Source organism: Paenibacillus anaericanus, from assembly GCF_003994475.1.
GTDB lineage: Bacteria > Bacillota > Bacilli > Paenibacillales > Paenibacillaceae > Fontibacillus > Fontibacillus anaericanus.
The window spans coordinates 217259-235779 of record NZ_RZNY01000006.1; the positions used below are offsets into that span (position 1 = coordinate 217259).

An 18521-nucleotide genomic window follows, 5' to 3' on the forward strand; every position below is an offset into this window, starting at 1 on the left:
ACATTGACAATGACAACGGAGCAAATCCAGAAATTTGTCATGACTTATTTAGAAACGACAGAGTGTCAAATTATCGAAAAATCACCCTCCCACGTCACCGTAAAACTATCACCCCAAGCGGATCGTGATTTGACGAATCGCCCTTATTATTGGGGTTTTATTGAGCGCACTGGAGCTGAACCTGAGACCATGTCATTCTCTTTCATCTTTGATCCTGAGAGGCATCAGGCCGATCTCGATCGGCAAACCAAAGCAGAGTCAGAACGAACTTCGAGAATTGCTGCTGAGGGAGAAGCCTCTAATCCTATTGAAACACCAGTAAATGCACAACCACAGGAAGACAGCATTCTCGGAAGGTACTTTGGGGTGGTTCGCCCCCTACCTATACTTGGACCCGGCAGAATTCAGCGTGAGGAGTTAACCTATGGTAGTCCCAGGCTTAAACAAATCTTTGCTGCTGCTCAGCGTTCGGGGCGCTGCGTCTACTTATTTGAAGACCCTGGACAAAAGCAGCGAATGACTTTGCTCCCAGCTGCCTACGAACCTTGGCTTGGTGTCTGCTTCAAAGTTGAACTTTCCTGTGATGTGAAACGTGAGGAATTGCATTTCTACGGAATATCCTTACTAAATGGCAAGGTGGATGAAGATTTCAATTCACAATTATTAGATAAAAACTGGATGCCACGTGTACCCGAGAATATTCACATTGAACCTTCAAGATTATCTCTCGCGGATGGCCGCGATGTTCTGGAATCTAAATTAAGAACCAAAGTCGAGTCATATGATCATAGCTGGGCCGAAGAAGCCTCCGAACGTCTTCAGGACGAACTTACACTCATTGAGTCTTACTATAGAGATCTGTTGGAACAACCTGACGAAGAACAAAATAAGGCCATTCAAGAGCAATTCGAATCTAGACAGGGAGAAATCCGCTGGCAGTACCAGCCGAGAATTGTCGTATCTACCGTAAACTACGGCATCTTTCATCTACGTTCGCCGTGGTAACCATGAATTGACCCTGCTCGCTAAAAGATCGCAAAAATAGAAGCAGAATAACTTGCCCGAACCCGACACGTTGTAACACCATTTTTGAGCTGTCTCCAATACAATGGACAAGCGGTCCGAGCTTCAGCAGTTTTTAATGCTGTGATGGATACCATATACCATTCCAATGAAATGAAGGTGTAGAGACATGAACATCTGGAAGCCGACTTCAATTTTAGTAAAAATATTGGTGTGTACTGCCCTACTCCTGCCTGTTGTCCTCCAATTTCAAGCAGGAGCAATTCCCGTACAGGCAAATGTTTCTCAAACAACGAAACGAGCAGACACAGCACCCGAAGATCTACGCCAATATACAGCTGAAGTGATCCAACAACTAGCCTTAAGTGAACCATTAACTTCTTGGAAAAACGCAGATTATGTGATTGAGCCACTCGGTCCAGGGACACGCAGTTGGCTTGTTACTGTGAAGACAGAGAAGAACGCTCCACCCGGTTATATCATCATTTCTTCTACAGAAAATAACGAATACAAGCTCGTCGAGTACGGGAGCGGTCCCGATTCCTTATACGTTCGTTCCAACTTAGATTCCGCTCTCAAGGCTAGCGGAATCTCCAAACAAGGAATAACTAACGAAAATGTAGTACCTTTATACGGTGGTCCGGTTCTTGCAGAATGGAAAGTCAAACCGAGCGTAGCAAACTCGATTCAATTTCTGGATGCCTTAACCGGGGAACTTCTACCGGAAAGTAAAGAAAGCTGGGACAAACAAGCTGCTAAATACCATGCCCCGGAGCTCGCAGTTGGAAGTAACCAGAGAGGACTGTCACCTGAAGGCACCATATATACTTCCAAAGTGTTCGATCCCTATGACAACATATTATGGATGACGGAGAAATCCCTAAAATTTAAGAAGGAATCTTTCGAAGCCATACTAAATGCTAGTAAGAAACTTGTCTTTGTCTCCTCCGGAGCGGAACGCACTTATAACATCCCATTACCTATACACGGCTATCAGAAATGGACAGAAGATTCCTCATTAAACTCCAATGAAGCCATTTACGTACTTACTGGATCAGAATCCTCTTCTCGCTGGATTTCACTTCATGCACTTATTGATTGTGGCTATTTTGTCGCTTATAAAGAATAATTTATTTCTATAAATAAGAGAAATACTAAAAGCAGCTATCCCCTAAGTAGTATTGCTACTTGTGGGATAGCTGCTTTTGATTTCAAAATGATGCTATCTCTGTGCCCTGGTACTCTTCTTCCCACCACTGTTTTAAATCTGCGAGGTCCACATTACGTTTCTGCTTTCGGGCATATCGTTGCACTCGGTACAGTAGCTTATCGAAGATAAGGGAATTAGGTTTAATCCCTTCCTTGTCCAACACATATCTAAGAGCACTCCTTCCTGAATGTGTTCCAAGCACCACCTTGTGCTCACGCCCCAGTTCAATTGGATCATAGCTTTGATAAGTACTGGCACATTTGTGTAATCCATCAACATGGATACCAGATTCATGGGTAAACACAAGCGATCCTACTATTGGTTTCGCTTCGGGAAGTCTACGACCTGATGCCTTTGTTACCGTCTCTGCCAATGCTTGAAGAGCATCTCTTCTCACTCCGCACTCCCCATCATAGAGATGGCACCATGCCATTACAACTTCTTCAAGTGCGGCATTTCCAGCGCGTTCACCTAACCCTAACACTGTCGTGCTAGCCCATACTGCACCCGCTGTAATTCCACATAAAGTATTAGCCGTAGCCAGTCCGAAATCATTATGACAGTGGACTTCCAACTCAATTTCTGAGCTTACTTCACCTAGTAGAGCAGAAATGCGACCCATCATCTCAACCGGTTGATGCATTGATACTGTATCTGCATAACGGAACCGAGTAATTCCCTGTTCCTGATGTATTGATGTGATGAGTTCTACCAAATAAGACAAGTTCGCTCGCGATGCGTCCTCCATCCCAACAGACACAATCATGTCACGATTTCTAGCATATTCGACAGCCATTAGAATACTTCTTAATCCTTGTTCTTGTGACCATCCAAGCTTGGATTGAAGCTGAAGAAGTGAGACGGGGATTGAAATGTGGCACCACGGCACCCCCGTCTCTTTAGCCCGGTCGATATCGGAAATAACCGCCCTATTCCAGGTTAATAATGTGATAGGAAGATTCAAATCCATAATAGCGTAAATGTCCAGTTGCTCGCGCTTGCCCATCGCCGGTATTCCAATCTCTGCTTGCTCAACACCACACTCAGCTAGCTGAGTTGCAATACTTAGCTTTTCCTTTCGATTGAACGATACTCCCGCCGATTGTTCACCATCCCGAAGCGTAGTGTCACAAATACGAAGCCTCTTCACACTCCCCATCTCCTTTCTATAGAGTTCCACAGCAGCTACAGTTCGGATCACGCTGCAAACCAAAGCTGTAGCTCTGTAAATTCAATGTATTCATTCGGTACATAACCCCCAGAAAAGGTTCGCCGATACCAGTTATATATTTAATGGCTTCCATCGCTGCTAAACATCCCGCCATTCCAGAAGTAGCCCCTAGTACAGGAAACCCTAGTGGCTCCCATTCAGAAGATTGATGCGGATAAATGCAGGTAAGGCAAGGCGTTTCTCCTGGCACCACCGTTGTGAGCGATAACTCAAATCCGTACATAGCTGACTCAACCATCGGCTTACGACAGTCCACACATAGGCTATTTAGCACATACCTCTCAGGAAAGTCATAGCGAGCATCGATGACGATATCAGCTGACTCAACCCATGGCCTTGCCGTTTCATAAGCAATCCTCAGTGGGTAGCCTTCGATACAGACATCTGGGTTCAATCTTTGAAGCTGCCCTATCGCGGTTTCCATCCTCTGCTCTCCAACCCGAGAAGAATCCATCAAAATTTGTCGATTCAGATCAGGGAGAGCTATTTCACCTTCGTGTGCCAGAATCAACCGTCCAATTCCCGCCGCCGCCAGATAAATAGCTGCAGTTCCGCCCAGTCCTCCAATACCAGCAATCATTACGGTCGCTTCCTGCAATTTCCTCTGTCCATCTTTGCCAACCAGCTTAATCTGCCGTGTAAATCTGGCCTGCTCCATTTCAGCTATCCCATGTCCACTCATCATCTCACCGCCTATCCTAACGTCCGACTAAGCTTTATTAGCGAACAAAAACAACTCGCGATATCTTTCCCGATTTTGCAACCCTTCGCGAATACAAGAGACTCCATATACCTGTACTTTCAAATACTCTGCAAATGGAAATGAAGAACCCCCACGAAAACTATCCGACACTAGGACCGTACGTCCAGAATAAACAATCGCTCTCCCAAAACCCTCCTCATTGATTTCCACCATACTTTGGATTATCTCTCCACTTAGTTGTTCAAGCACGGTAGCAACAGTTTGGAAGAAGAAGGAGACCTGTTTTTTAACAACCGGTGAAACACTGCATGCTGATGCAAGCTCTCGTTTCTGCTCTGGTGAACACAAGAACAACTTTGCTATTCTCTCTTCCACGGGCAAATCGTCGTACTTCCCCCATGGATCACATAAATGTAGACAACGATTCAGACTCAGTGAAAATAGTTCTCCAAGATGCTCATCGTGCTGTATCATTTAAATCCTCCCTTTCTTCCAAGGCGTTATTTTCCTTGTTTAATATTTTTTCTAACCAAAGAGGGGGCCTTCCAGACAACAATTCCTGTAGGCGCCCCAGTTGACTTTCAATAGAGCTCCCCATTGGAACTTTAACGGGCATAATTTTTCTGCGAGTGACACGAGCAGCAGCTGAAGCCCCAATCTGCATTATAAAAACAAGCGTACAGTCCCCAATCGCTCCAATTCTGCTCTCAATACGCCCATTCTCATCACCGCCCTGGATATCACTCACATGCCTTATTTCGAGAAGCACGGAACTCCCCTTAATAACTTCGAATATGGCAAACTGTATACACTGACCAAAATGGGCATTCACTGTGACACCATCATGACTAGCAAAGGCGACTTTCATTCCGTGCCTCCTCCCTTCTGATCAGTAAATTCCCTACCTTATTAACCCAATTCATTGCACCTTTATACCCCACACTCACAGACATATAGGATCCTAATTCATCGGTGATCGGGAACCCCGCTGATAGAAAAGAGGCACCGATTCGTTTGGCTCCTTGTCTACCATGACAATTACTAACCCAAATATCCGCTCCATTCCCTAAGTTCTCCGCATCATCCAAATCTCCAACCCAAACTTCCTGTTCCGTTTCCCGGATCAAAGCTGTTTCACAAGAACCAATTAATGCTTTAATCTCCACCCCCATCTCCCCCAACCAAGATCCAACCGACATCAAGTGATCCGGTTCTAATGCGACGACCGCCGATGATCCCGCATAATGGAAGTGAGCATCAAGCATACTATCAAGCAAGTTTTCACGTTGCCACCGATAGCGTTGTGGAACAGAGGCTCCACTTAGTTGCTGAAGGAATAATAAAAGTTCGTCAGTTGCACGAAGGCCACTCATCCCATGAAATACTTTATAAGGGATCCCCACCGCATTCTGAAGTCTTCTCGCAGGGCGTTCCATGCTGGAGCCAACAGCAATCGTATAGCTGGAACGCAAACTCTGACGGATGGAGTCTAGCGGGACCCCTCCGCGTGTCAGCGGAGAGAAACCCGTTAACAAATGTCCGGACAAAGACGTTGATATATCAGGAATCGTAATGACTTCAAAACCAAAATCACTAATCATCTCTTTTAGTTCGGCTATATCCCCTGCAGTGAGGAAGGAGCCTGGCAGTAAATTAACTTGACTGTAGATCTGCTTAGTAGGTGCTTTGCATCCTTCCTCCTGAATGACCGCATCAAGAATACCTTCCACCATTGCATTGTATCCAGATTCCAATGAACCGCTGAAATCCGGAAGAATAACAGGGATAATAAGACAGTTCTTAACTCCGCGTTCACGAGTATACTTCTTCACAAATGAGGGGTAATCACTTCCCGCAACATCTGTCAGTTCCGTTCCAATCACGCCGATGATGTCAGGATGATGTTTAGTAATAACCGTATTTAATGCTTCTTCTAAATTACGGTCCGTATCAAAAATGACATCCATTTCCTGTAACGCCGAAGTCTGAACCGCAATCGTGTCTCGGAAATGGCGCGTAAGCAGCGATTTAGAGAATGCAGAGCAACCCTGTGATCCATGTAAAATAGCCATCCCCCGGTAACATCCCTGTAGGGCCAGAACGCTGCCCAAAGACGGACCGATTTTTAGCGGATTAACGGAGACCGGCTTCATTGTATGCTTAACCGTCATTACCTATCTCCTCCTACATCCCACGGAGCTGGGCGTTCGACCATCTCCCATACCGGATGATTTATTGCGAAAGTAATTTGTTTCGCTAATCTAAGTAACCCGTCATATCCCGCATAGGCGGTATGCCGCTCCTGATTGATATCCACAAATGGGATTTGCTCCTTCAGTGCGACATACATATTTCTACCCCCAGCAATCATCAGATCCGCTTTCCGATCCTTGACAGCTTTGATTATGCTTTTCGCTCCACCTTCTGCAATATAATCTACGTCTTCCCCGACCCGGTCCTCTATCCGGTTAATATCTTCAGCCGTGCTTTTATTCGTTCCTACCCCCACAACCTTGATTCCCAACTCTTTCAATGCGGAAATAACGGACCAGCTTTTCACCCCCCCTGTATAAAGAACCGCTTTTTTTCCCTTTAAAATTTGACGATATGGCCGGAGCTCTATTGCGAGTCTAGCTTCTTCACGTTTAATTAAACGGTCTACTCTTCGTTCTAAATCTCGATCATTCAGTAGATATGCCATTTGGCGCAAGGAGTAACTAGTCTCCTTTGCGCCATAGAATGAACCCTCAAAATAAGGGATATGATAGGTTTGCTCCATCCGTTTTGCCAATCCTAGCAATGCCCGGCTACAGACGACCATATTAACCTTTGCCCTATGTGCATGCCCAATCTCGTTGAATCGGCCATCCCCGGTAATTCTAGACATGATCGAAATACCTACTCGGTTCAGCAATCGCTCTATATCCCACATCTCTCCAGCAATATTGTACTCACCAATCAAATTGATATCGTATGCGCTAATTCGCTCTGGTTCAGTTCTACCGATGACATACTGGATTAAGGATTCTCCGGCTAATCGATTCCCCAAGTTTTTACTGCCAACGAATCCAGGACTATTAACGGGAATGACCGAAATCCCGAGCCTGGCACTTACATCTGCGCATACTGTGTCCAGATCCTCCCCAATCAAGGCGGTAACACATGTGGAATAGACAAAAATAGCTGGAGGTTTAAATCGTTCTGCAATATATTCGATGCTACGAGTTAACTTCTTTTCTGCACCGAATATAATATCTTGTTCACTTAGGGATGTCCCAAATCCGTAAGCTGACAGCCGAGGGCCGCTGGAGTGACTCCCGCGGCTCTCCCAGCTATTCGCTATGCAGGCTGCAGGGCCATGCACCAGATGTGCTGCGTCCGATATAGGAAGAAGAGTAATTTGTGCCCCGTCAAACGCACAACCACCCGCTGCTTCCCCCGGTTTGGGACGAGGGCATGCTTTGGACTTAGGCTCCAATTTCAAACAATCATTATCATTAATTGGAATTCCAGAATTCTCCTCCACCTTCCATCACCTCACGAGATCAAATCCGTATTCAGGCGCATTCTGATCCAATTGCTCAAGTACTGTATTCACGATCAAGGATAATATATTTAGAGTCCCTTGATACCCAATAATTGAATAACGATGCATATGATGTCTATCAAAAATAGGAAAACCAATTCTGATCAACGGGACATTGGCATCTTTCGCTGCATACTTTAAATGCGAACTACCAATAGCCAGATCAACGGGATTACTAATCAACAGAGACCGCATATGCCATAAATCGTGGCCATTATGCACTGTAGCTTCTTCACCATATAGACTAGAAGCTAGCAATTCCTCCGCTTCTTGAAGAAATTCCTTATCTCCGTTAGTGCATACAATATGCACAGGCTCCATCCCAACCTCTAAACAGAAACCGATCAATCCAAGAAGCAAATCTGGGTCACCTACAAGAGCTACCCGTTTACCATGCAAATAACTGTGCGAGTCAGTTAATGCATCTACAACTCTTCCTCTTTCCTCTTGTAGCTCTGCAGGAATTTCTGAGCCCGTTAAATCAGCAATGGATTGCAACAATCGATCTGTAGCCCCTATACCTATCGGAGTATATGTGGATACTATTTGCTGATTCCATTCCCCTTGGATATATTCGATAGTTTTCTTCACTGCATACTTCTGCAAAGAAATCGTTCCTGTAGCACTGGCGGCTTTAGGCACATCAGTCAGTTTTGTCCCGCCATAATAATAGCTATATTCGCCAGCAGCAGGAGAGTCGAAATTACCGCTATGGTCGCCAAGCACGGTATATTCAAGTCCAAAAGCACTGAGTATCTTTTTGATTTCCGCAAAATTACCGGTATAGGGTTCGAATCCAAGAATGACATTTAACTTGGTCAAATCTTCTTCCGTAGACAACTTCACCTTAGATTCGTTATATAAAAAGCTTAGAATCGACTTCAACATCGCATCATATCCCGTAATGTGAGAACCAGAAAAACTAGGGGTATTAGCATAAGGCACGGGTATATCTCTCGAGATAACTCCCTCTTGGCGGGCTGTTTCAATAAAGGCTTGTAAATCGTCGCCGATCACTTCCGCCATACATGTTGTGGATACTGCAATCATTTCTGGCTTATACAAAGCCATGCAGTTCTCCAAACCGTCGACTAAATTTCTCAAACCACCAAATACAGCTCCATCTTCCGTCATCGATGAGGAAACCGCCGGTACGGGTTCTTTAAAGTGCCGGGATAGATGACTGCGGAAATAAGCGGCACACCCTTGGGATCCGTGTAGAAATGGGAGTGTCTTCTCGAAGCCGAGAGCGGCCATAACTGCCCCAAGAGGTTGACACGCTTTCGCAGGATTCACAACCAGTGAACTACGAGAGAAATTCTTATCTTTGTATTCTTGAGACTGCGAATATTCTAATGTCTCCGTGACTTGTGAAGGTGAACAAGGGGCTTCAAATTCCCTTTTCCGCTCACGTTGTTGCTCGTATGTCTCACTTTTGAACAACGTATTAAAGTCTACAATGTCCAATTTATCTCTCATACACTCACCGTCTTCCTGTCTGGAGTGCCCATCAGATTCCATACAGGGCTGTTCACAGTCATATCCATATCCCTGGCGAATATTTTAAATCCATCAAACCCATGGTAGGGCCCACTGTAATCCCAAGAATGCATTTGTCGAAACGGAATACCCATCTTGTGGTATACATATTTCTCCTTTACACCAGCTCCCATGAGATCAATATCTAACTTCTGAGCGAGCTCCTCTAATTCATAAGCAGAAGGATCGTCATAAATGATTGTGCCGTCTTTCAGCTCAGGAAAGGTCCGCTCGTAATCATCCTTATGACCGAATTCATAACCGGAAGCTACGATCTCCATTCCAAGATCTTCGTAAGCACCAATCGTATGACGAGGACGCAACCCCCCGATTAATAACATCACCTTTTTACCTTCCAAACGTGGTCTGTATTTACCGATAATGGCATCCATTTCAACCTGATATTTAGCAATCACTTTCTCACAATTTGCACGGATGTGATCATCAAACCGATCCGCAATTGCACGTAGACTCTGGATCGTTTTGGTCGGACCAAAGAAATTATATTCCATCCACGGGATTCCATATTCCCGCTCCAACGTTGTACACATATAGTTCATCGAACGATGGCAGTGAATCAAATTCAGTTTTGATTTATGAGCAATCATCAGTTCATTAATCGTTCCATCGCCAGACCACTGAGCAATTACTCGTAGCCCCATCTCTTCCAACAGAATCCGTGAAGCCCATGCATCCCCCCCGATGTTATAGTCTCCGATAATGTTGACATCGTAAGGTCCACACTCTTCTAGTTCGCCTTTTCCCATGAGGAAATCACGAATCGCATCGTTGGCAATATGATGACCAAGCGACTGACTGACTCCCCTAAATCCTTCACAGCGTACGGGGATAATCGGAATGCCCAGCTCATTTGACATCTTTTTGGCGACTGCTTCGATATCATCACCAATTAACCCCACTGGACATTCCGTTTGAATAGATATCCCCTTGGCTAGCGGAAACATCTCTTTGATCTCCCTGCACATCACTTCTAGTTTCTTATCCCCACCAAATACGATATCCGTCTCTTGAAAATCACTCGTGATTTGCATCGCTGTAAAGTTGTCGACCCCTAGTGTCCCACTGCTGTAATTCCGCCGAGTCCCCCAACTATACTGTCCGCAACCAACAGGTCCGTGACTAATATGAACTACGTCCTTGATGGGTCCCCACACAACGCCTTTTGAACCTGCATAAGCGCATCCTCGGACTGTCATCACACCTGGACGGGATTTCATATTGGATTTGATTGCACATTTTCCGCAATTAATTAATTCTTCGTTGTTTACCTCATAATGCTTACTACGGTCTTTTTTTGCTTTGGCCGGATAAGCTTCCAACATGTCATCAATTAATTGCCGTTTGCCGCCGAGGTCTGTACTCATACGGGGTTCCCTCCTCATCTCTCTCCGGTAATTGACGTAATGATCTACTATACCGCCTTTTGTTGAGCAATTATTTTCTTGACATGCTCTTCTTCATTCTCGATTACTCCAAAGTTAATGAGCAGATCCTCAAGTTCCTCCATCGTAATAGGTGTTGGGATCGTCATCATATCGTTATGAAGGATTTTGTTAGCCAAAATTTCATACTCTTTAGCTTGAGCGTGATCTGGTGCATATTGAGCCACAGTCATTCTTCTTAGCTCCGCATGCTGTACCACATTATCTCTAGGAATGAAATGAATCATCTGCGTGTTGAGCCTCCGAGCCAATTCCATGATGAGCTCATCTTCCCGGTCCGTATTACGACTGTTGCATATTAATCCACCTAGACGCACCCCACCGGTATTTGCATATTTCAGAATTCCACGCGCAATATTGTTCGCTGCATACATGGCCATCATTTCACCCGAACAAACAATGTAAATCTCTTGCGCTTTATTCTCGCGAATTGGCATTGCGAACCCACCACAGACGACATCACCCAGTACATCATAAGAAACAAAATCAAGTCCGTCATATGCACCTTGTTGCTCCAAAAAGTTAATCGCCGTTATGATTCCTCTACCTGCACAACCTACCCCAGGTTCTGGACCGCCACATTCCACACAAGTGATATCCCCAAATCCTTCTTGCACTACTTCCTCAAGTTCCAAATCCTCTACAGTTCCTCGTTCCGCCGCCAAATGAAGCACCGTTTGTTGAGCTTTCGTATTCAAAATTAACCGAGTAGAATCTGCCTTTGGGTCACAACCAACGATCATCGTTTTTTGACCATATTTCGTAGCTAATTGAGCTAAAGTATTCTGCGAAGTTGTTGACTTTCCGATTCCACCCTTACCATAAAAAGCGATTTGCCGCATGTTTCATCATCCTTTCGAAATGGTTGTATTTTGAAAATAATTATTATATTTAACACTCTCTAGAATCAGAGTTTCGATATCCCCTTTGCGAACAAGCGGCAAAACACCACTTCTGTGCAAGAGTTTGCGCGGGGAATCTCCTATACCTGAACAGAGAAGAATTCCACAATCCTTTAAGATGGAGCATATTTCTCGTAGCGTCTCTTCTTTGTCCCCATTGCAATCTGCACGACCGTGGCAATAAGCCTGCACTTTACGAATACCGAGGAACTTTACAGCATTGCCGTCACTCTCATATATCATGAACTCCTGCGCATGCCCAAAATGTAGATTAATTTTCCCCGCACCTCTTGAGGCTACAGCTACACGAATGGACTGGTTATCCTGCATTGTCGAAACATCCTTATTCTTTGTTCTGAACATTCTCTGCCTTATTTTCTCGTCCAGACTTGCTTGAAATTGTTCCCGCGCTTCATTATTCAAGGGTGGCGCCTGCTCAATGTTATCCCATGTAAAATCTGCGCTACGGTCTTGACCCAGAAGTCCAATGGCGTCGGCTCGGCATTGTCTGCAGTGACGCATCACCTTCATCCCTTCCCCCGCACAGCTTTCCTGCAGAGCATGAAGTTCCTTGGGACGAGGTGCCCGCTGGCCCTCTATTTCGAACTGACTGCCCGGCGCGACGATGAGCGGCGTGACATTGTGCAGAGTAGCTCCATACAGTTTCACTGTCTTGGATACTTCCAGTAGATGAGAGTCGTTGATACCTGGAATCAGGACCGAATTGACTTTGCATAAAATCCCCCTCTCACTGAGCGCTTTAAGTCCGGCTAGTTGGCGAGATATGAGCAGCTCTGCTCCTACTCTTCCTTCATAACGAATCCCTTCGTCATATACCCATGCATAGATCCTGCTTCCAATGTCGGGATCAATGGCGTTAATCGTGATCGTCACATGTCGGATGCCCATTTCTACAATCGTATCGACATGACGCAGAAGAGTTAGACCGTTCGTACTTAGACAGAGGGACACGTCAGGGAAACTTTCCTTTACCCTGTTGAAAGCATCAAACGTTTTGTCTGCGTTTGCGAGTGGATCACCTGGACCCGCAATTCCTACTACAGATAACTGCAGTAATTGAGCTGCCACTCCTTTTACTTTCCGACCTGCTTGCTCTGGTGTGAGAACTTCACTAACTACTCCAGGTCTACTCTCATTTACGCAATCGAACTTCCGATTGCAGTAACGACATTGAATGTTACATGCCGGAGCAACTGGTAAATGCATTCGAGCGAAATACCGATGAGCTTCTTCGTTGTAGCAGGGATGCCGACTGATTTCTTCTAATTCCACACTTTCACTGCAAGTTCGCGGCTCCAACTTCCCTTCCCTCCCTCCTACTCTCTACTTACCGATGTCATGTTTTTGTAAATATATTACTTTTATTTACATTAAGTATATTTTCGTGTGACTATAACGTCAACTTACTTTCCACGATTAACCCCCGTAAAAGAACCCAGTTCGGCGTTTTGTCAATTTTTATGTAAGTAATTATTACATGTACATAACATGGTAACACTTACATTTTTGATTTTCGTCAAATGGATAGAACAAAAAAACACAATGGTCGCATCCCATAATTCTGGGGAGCGACCATTGTGTTTTTTTGTGAACCCTATTTTCAATCCCATCTACAAATGACGGGAGGATTCTTGCTTATCCCGTTTACGTCTTGTCGGAAACCGTTTCAACCATAACGTGATCGAGAAAGGAATCATGCCAAACCACAGATTTGCCCAGGGTTCCTTTGTCTTTGAGCGTTGTTCCCGGCGGATCTCCCGCGGAGTCTCAACATAATCCACAACTCTCTCCGTAATGTATTTCACAAGTTCATCACCTTTTGCCATTTCTCCCCCTCCTTTCTATTCATACAGATAGCTTGCTCCGATTCTCCATTTATTAAACAAGAGTGATCCAGCGATGCATGATTTAACAGCTTTTAGCTCAACCTATGGGAAAATAAAATCTTGTAGGTGAGCGAATGAAACATCGATCTTCCCTCCTGGTTCTGCTAATTACTGTACTCGTGGCATCTTCATTCTGGTGCCCTTCAGTCTTTGCTGACGAGAAGGATCTGCGGCACGCCTTTCCTGAACCCGTCATTCTCATTGATGTTGGTCATGGTGGTATCGATGGAGGTACTTCCTACGGAGACCTGCTTGAGAAAGATATCAATCTTGCCATCGCCCGGAGGTTGTATATGGTACTTCGGAGTCATGGTTATCGCACTATCCTCAACCGAACCGGTGACTATGCATTAAGTGAAGATAACCGTTGGTTACGCAGTCGCTCTAGGCATCTTAGAGACTTAGCTCAACGAAAGGAATTGAGTGAGGAATTACCCGCAGAAATCGTCATTAGTCTTCATGTCAATTGGGGCCGGAACAAAGCTAAACACGGACCGCTAATTCTTCACCAGAACGAAGGCCGTAGCGCTATACTTGCAACTTGCTTGGAGAATTCTTTAGGATCGTTGTATGGTACCTCGCTCCCTTCGGAAGTGGGTAAACCATTCTACCTACTCAAACATGCTGATTCCCCTGCAGTTATTGTGGAGACAGGCTTCATCAGTAACGCAGAAGACCGCGCATTTCTCATAAGCACGCGCGGTCAACAAGCTATTGCTGAAGCTGTTTTTGCCGGAATTGCTGATTATTTTACGGTAATATAACTCCCGGTCCCGGACTAAGTCCGGGACTTTCCTTTTCCGCTACCAAATCAGCTACACCTACAAAAGTAACTCCTTGCTTCTGAAATGCAGGTATGGATTGCTTCAGAACTGAAGCCGTCTTCAAGCCATGAACACCAACATGTCCGATCGTAACACAGCGACCTTCCTGCATAAGTTGTTCCTGAACTTTGAGCAATTGACCCGAAATATGTCGTTCTGTATGAACATCATCCAAGAAGATGTGATTATGAACCTCAGGCATTCCCTTCAATCCACTTAATTTCGAGACGACTGATCGATAGTTCGTCCGACTATCAATGAAAAATAATCCCCGTTCCCTGCAAACATCCAGAATGATGGACATGACCCTTTCATCCCCAGTAATTCTAGAGCCCATGTGATTGTTGATCCCCACAGCAAACGGCACATTATCTATTGCCGCTTCCACCCGCTGTCTTACATCCTGATCCGTCATATTGGATAGAATCGCACCAGGTCCTAACCATTTAGGATTACCTTGCTTAGGCTCCATAGGAAGATGCAGTATTACGTCATGACCTTGTTCATGCGCTCGTCTAGCATCCGCTACCGTCGTTGGCAGAAACGGCATCACCGCCACAGTCAGCTTTACCGGCATCATCATAATCTCTTCTGTACCCTTCATTCCGTTGCCCAGATCATCAATAATGACCGCTAATTTTTGTTCTTTTACTTCCACCGCCACAGTCCTAGCGAGCACGTTGTCCAAACTCCGCGGTGCCGCAGAAGCAGAGATCGGATAACACCAAAATAGGGTCAAAAGGACGATAGAGCATACACGAAGTAGTTTTCTTCTTCCTTTTATATAACGCATACAGTTCCTCCTCCTATTGTTCGATCAAGTTGCTCTTTAGTGCTCTACGTCTAACCTGATAAGTCCAAACTAGATCAACCAGAAACAACAACAAGAATATGGGACTGACTTTTACCCAGATGGGCTCCATATTGGTATATAGCCCTTGAATTGAAGGATGGATATATCGTAAGAACACTAGCGATAGGACTGCCCAATACAGTGAGAACTGTAAGCAGATGTGGCCATGAAGTTGCATTCGGTTCTCTGTATAATTCCACCACTGTTGATGAAATACTCTCTTTAACAAATAACCACTTATATATTCAACGATCGTGGGGATTACTAAACAAAGCAACATGACAACTACAAAGCTTTGGCCCGTCCCACATAACAACAGTAATAATGGGGCAACTCCATACATCGGTTTAAAAGGTCCTTTGAGAAAACCCTCTTTCCAGAAAACCCCTTCAGTCAAATAGCTGTATACGTTCTCCAATATCCATCCGAATAGCGAATACATCAGAAAATAAAAAAACAACGCATCCATCGTCATGTTAGCATCAGCCTTTCCACGGAGTGATAAATCATCTCTCCTAGTATGACTGAGCACACGATGATTAATGCGCCGAGAATAAATCTATAACATTGAAGTAATTCGCTACGACATCAGATGTTAAGCAAGCCGCTCTTCTCTACGATGTGTAGCCACTGTTTCGCAATCAAATCATGACCAGCAGCAGTTGGGTGTACACCATCCCATAGCCAATATGACGCATCTGCTCTTTGCGCAGCTTCATTAAATGCCTCCTGTAACGGGACATGAACCGCATGAAACTGTTCTGCTAGCTGACGAACAACGGCTTGATAATGCTTAATTCGTTCATCCCATGCTTCCCATTGCTGGGCGAGCTCTCCAGTTTTCAGAATAAATGGCTCGCATAAGATCAACTTTGTATGGGGTAATACTTCACTAGTCTCTTCAAGCACATGCCGATATGCTCGCTCAAAACGATCAGTCACACCACTCGGTTCACCCTTCATCGTTCTCCAAGCATCATTCACACCGATCATTATACTGATAATATCAGGGTTCAGGCTGATCGCATCTTCATTCCAACGTGCATACAGGTCAGAAATTCGGTCACCACTTATTCCCCGGTTATAAAAGCGCAGTCCTTTTTCCGCATATTCATTCCCCAGTTTCCCTCCAATGATATACGCATAGCTATGTCCTAGGATATGATTGGGATCGTCGCTACGACCACGGTTACCGTCTGTGATGGAATCTCCTTGAAATAAAATGACCTTGTTCTGATTAGGGGTTGAGGCAGTCATTATTAATCATCCTTTGGTATAAGTTTTACTCCAATTATAACAAGCTATTGCTCCAAAAAGATGTTAAATATAAAAATTCGTAGCCGTCGAACAAGTGGAATCAGATCCGGAAAATTGGTCTGTAATCCATGCTACCCAGTTGTCTGATTAGATTCAATACGCAGTAAAAGAGACACCGTAAAATAGGTGTCCCTCTTACTGCGTTTATTGTTTCAGGGTACTCTTTTATAGAGATTCCTGTTTTACTGAACACTTCTGGATAAGAGATATTTGGCCGGCATGAATTCCAGCATGATACATAAGTCGTCCAACCGCTTCAAGTGGTGTTGAAGCTCCGATTGGGCAATCCTTCTGCTGACTCCACTCCTCTTCAGGAAGAGCCTCCATTGCTTGAATTAAATGTGAGTTTGACTTCTCAAGAAATTGAACAAGCTCTTGAAGATTCTCTTGAGCTACCTCCGTATTAGCAGCACCGCGGCTAGTACGAATCTCTATATCCTCAGGTATTGGCTGCCCAAAGAACCAATTAGCAAACATATACTCGACTTCAGCATTATGCCGCAGCATATTTCCAATGGATGAAGGGCCTAATTGCAATGTTAGATCTTGTTCTGGTAATTTCTTTACCATACTGTGAAATCGATCCTGAGTCGAATTCCATAGTGGTAATATAGTAGAAAAAGTCATATTATTCGCCCCTTAGTATTTAATCCTAATTTGCTGTTTCCTCTTTTTGAGCATGCCCATCACGAGTAACATGCTCGAATTTATCAGCCATCAGGTCAATATCAAAGGCTTGACCGAAACCAGCAACGTAACGACCTTGTAAAGGGGTAACTTCAAACAAAGAGAAGTCGAGTGTACGTAACATATCCATCATTTTTTTGTTGAAGACTTCTCCAAACAGTTCGAATATTTCTTCATGTCCCTCATTACCGATATTTTCAGCCGAACAAACAAAGCGAGCGCGTTGTCTTGCGAACATATTTGCTGTGGATGCTTCATCTTCAATTAGCATGACATCCACTGATTTATTATTTTCCAAGTGGTAGTAATGATGTGCAATCTGACTAAGATAAATATATAATTTCCCCTGATATCTTACAAAAGGCGCATAAGAGATGAATGGTTGACCCTTTTCATCAACCGTACTTAACATGACAGAAGTTAAACTACTAGTAAAATCTAAATATTGCTTCTTTACTACCTCGATATCCATTACTTTCATAGTTTTTCCTCTTTTCGTTTATATTTTATGCAGAACATGGATACGTGGACGAGCATTGTTAGGCAACTGCTCAATCTCTGTCTCGACACCGTATACACTCCGAATTAACTCTTGTGTCAGCACATCCTGTGGTCGTCCATAGGTTTGCACGGATCCTTTTTTAATGACACACACCTTGTCACTATAGGTACTTGCATGATTCAAATCATGAAGAACCATTACGACCGTAAGCTTTAGCTCACGATTTAACGAACGGACAAGGTCTAACACTTCCAGTTGATGAGCAATGTCCAAGTAGGTAGTTGGCTCATCTAGAAGCAATACTTTGGGGCACTGGGCAAGTGCCATAGCTAGCCATGCTTTTTGAGCCTCTCCGCCTGATAAAGAGGAAACCAAACGATCCTTGAAGTTCAGCATTCCGGTCTTCATAAGTGCCCATTCAATAATCTCAAAGTCTTCTGCATCCATACGCTCATACCACTTTTTGTGCGGCATGCGTCCATAGCTAATTAACTCCCCAACAGTCATATCCACTGGACTTACATTACCCTGACACAACATGCACATTAATTTGGATATTTGCTTATTGTTAAGAAGATTTGCTTCCTGATTCGCGATACATATTTGGCCACTTTTACAGGGAATAAGACCTGTCACACCCTTTAGAATGGTAGATTTACCAGAGCCATTTGGCCCTATAATCGATACAACCTCCCCTTCTTCCACATTTATCGAGAAGTCATTTACGATGGTTTTATCCGAATAACGGATATAGAGAGAATGAATCTTTAACAT

At 44.4% G+C, this 18521-nt stretch carries 20 protein-coding genes; 3 read left to right on the top strand and 17 right to left on the bottom strand.

Going from position 1 to position 18521, the window contains the following annotated elements; genetic code table 11:
- The first annotated feature begins 3 nt into the window (after window positions 1-3).
- Entirely contained in the window at window positions 4-1005 is a 1002-nt protein-coding gene (locus EJP82_RS09985) for a YqhG family protein (RefSeq protein ID WP_127191905.1), read from the top strand.
- Between the two features lie 187 nt (window positions 1006-1192).
- The gene (locus EJP82_RS09990) at window positions 1193-2152 is read left to right on the top strand and encodes a hypothetical protein (protein ID WP_127191906.1); all 960 of its coding nucleotides are present in this window, start codon (window positions 1193-1195) and stop codon (window positions 2150-2152) included.
- Window positions 2153-2234: 82 nt separating this feature from the next.
- On the opposite strand, the gene EJP82_RS09995 is transcribed toward EJP82_RS09990, so the two are convergent.
- The 11 genes from EJP82_RS09995 to EJP82_RS10045 all read right to left on the bottom strand — a co-directional run bounded on the left by EJP82_RS09995 (window position 2235) and on the right by EJP82_RS10045 (window position 13504).
- On the bottom strand, window positions 2235-3383 hold the full coding sequence (locus EJP82_RS09995; protein WP_127191907.1) for a homocitrate synthase/isopropylmalate synthase family protein: 1149 nt from the start codon (window positions 3381-3383) through the stop codon (window positions 2235-2237).
- Between the two features lie 16 nt (window positions 3384-3399).
- On the bottom strand, window positions 3400-4149 hold the full coding sequence (locus EJP82_RS10000; RefSeq protein WP_246054028.1) for a HesA/MoeB/ThiF family protein: 750 nt from the start codon (window positions 4147-4149) through the stop codon (window positions 3400-3402).
- 24 nt (window positions 4150-4173) lie between these two features.
- Entirely contained in the window at window positions 4174-4641 is a 468-nt protein-coding gene (locus EJP82_RS10005) for a DUF269 domain-containing protein (RefSeq protein ID WP_127191908.1), read from the bottom strand.
- Window positions 4625-5035 carry a nitrogen fixation protein NifX gene (gene nifX / locus EJP82_RS10010; RefSeq protein WP_127191909.1) on the bottom strand — a complete coding sequence of 137 codons (411 nt, stop codon included), beginning with the start codon at window positions 5033-5035 and terminating at the stop codon, window positions 4625-4627. The genes EJP82_RS10005 and nifX overlap by 17 nt, the downstream gene beginning before the upstream one ends.
- Window positions 5016-6338, bottom strand: a complete 1323-nt coding sequence (gene nifN / locus EJP82_RS10015) for a nitrogenase iron-molybdenum cofactor biosynthesis protein NifN (RefSeq protein ID WP_127191910.1) — start codon at window positions 6336-6338, stop codon at window positions 5016-5018. Before nifN ends, nifX begins: the two co-directional genes overlap by 20 nt.
- Complete coding sequence (gene nifE / locus EJP82_RS10020; protein WP_127191911.1) at window positions 6338-7693, bottom strand: nitrogenase iron-molybdenum cofactor biosynthesis protein NifE; 1356 nt, start codon at window positions 7691-7693, stop codon at window positions 6338-6340. The genes nifN and nifE overlap by 1 nt, the downstream gene beginning before the upstream one ends.
- Before the next feature lie 6 nt (window positions 7694-7699).
- Window positions 7700-9232, bottom strand: coding sequence for a nitrogenase molybdenum-iron protein subunit beta (gene nifK, locus EJP82_RS10025; protein WP_127191912.1), 1533 nt, complete (start codon window positions 9230-9232; stop codon window positions 7700-7702).
- A complete protein-coding gene (gene nifD / locus EJP82_RS10030; protein WP_127191913.1) occupies window positions 9229-10677 on the bottom strand; it encodes a nitrogenase molybdenum-iron protein alpha chain in 1449 nt (482 codons plus the stop codon). Before nifD ends, nifK begins: the two co-directional genes overlap by 4 nt.
- 47 nt (window positions 10678-10724) lie before the next feature.
- Window positions 10725-11597: a nitrogenase iron protein gene (nifH, locus tag EJP82_RS10035; RefSeq protein ID WP_127191914.1), complete on the bottom strand. Its 873-nt coding sequence runs from the start codon at window positions 11595-11597 to the stop codon at window positions 10725-10727.
- A 6-nt stretch (window positions 11598-11603) separates the two neighbouring features.
- Window positions 11604-12977 (bottom strand): nitrogenase cofactor biosynthesis protein NifB, encoded by a 1374-nt coding sequence (gene nifB, locus EJP82_RS10040; RefSeq protein ID WP_127191915.1) that lies wholly within the window; start codon window positions 12975-12977, stop codon window positions 11604-11606.
- A 311-nt stretch (window positions 12978-13288) separates the two neighbouring features.
- A complete protein-coding gene (locus EJP82_RS10045) occupies window positions 13289-13504 on the bottom strand; it encodes a YqzE family protein (RefSeq protein WP_127191916.1) in 216 nt (71 codons plus the stop codon).
- Between the two features lie 134 nt (window positions 13505-13638).
- On the opposite strand from EJP82_RS10045, the gene EJP82_RS10050 reads away from it, so the two are divergent.
- Window positions 13639-14328, top strand: a complete 690-nt coding sequence (locus EJP82_RS10050) for an N-acetylmuramoyl-L-alanine amidase family protein (protein WP_127191917.1) — start codon at window positions 13639-13641, stop codon at window positions 14326-14328.
- On the opposite strand, the gene EJP82_RS10055 is transcribed toward EJP82_RS10050, so the two are convergent.
- The 6 genes from EJP82_RS10055 to EJP82_RS10080 form a co-directional block, all read right to left on the bottom strand.
- Complete coding sequence (locus EJP82_RS10055; RefSeq protein ID WP_127191918.1) at window positions 14315-15181, bottom strand: divergent polysaccharide deacetylase family protein; 867 nt, start codon at window positions 15179-15181, stop codon at window positions 14315-14317. The two genes, EJP82_RS10050 and EJP82_RS10055, sit on opposite strands and share 14 nt — an antisense overlap.
- 13 nt (window positions 15182-15194) lie before the next feature.
- Window positions 15195-15716, bottom strand: a complete 522-nt coding sequence (locus EJP82_RS10060) for a putative ABC transporter permease (RefSeq protein ID WP_127191919.1) — start codon at window positions 15714-15716, stop codon at window positions 15195-15197.
- Between the two features lie 113 nt (window positions 15717-15829).
- Window positions 15830-16498 carry an SGNH/GDSL hydrolase family protein gene (locus tag EJP82_RS10065; RefSeq protein ID WP_127191920.1) on the bottom strand — a complete coding sequence of 223 codons (669 nt, stop codon included), beginning with the start codon at window positions 16496-16498 and terminating at the stop codon, window positions 15830-15832.
- Between the two features lie 225 nt (window positions 16499-16723).
- Complete coding sequence (locus EJP82_RS10070) at window positions 16724-17185, bottom strand: DinB family protein (RefSeq protein ID WP_127191921.1); 462 nt, start codon at window positions 17183-17185, stop codon at window positions 16724-16726.
- Between the two features lie 25 nt (window positions 17186-17210).
- Entirely contained in the window at window positions 17211-17726 is a 516-nt protein-coding gene (locus tag EJP82_RS10075) for a HugZ family pyridoxamine 5'-phosphate oxidase (protein WP_127191922.1), read from the bottom strand.
- Between the two features lie 18 nt (window positions 17727-17744).
- Window positions 17745-18521, bottom strand: a complete 777-nt coding sequence (locus tag EJP82_RS10080; RefSeq protein WP_127191923.1) for an ABC transporter ATP-binding protein — start codon at window positions 18519-18521, stop codon at window positions 17745-17747.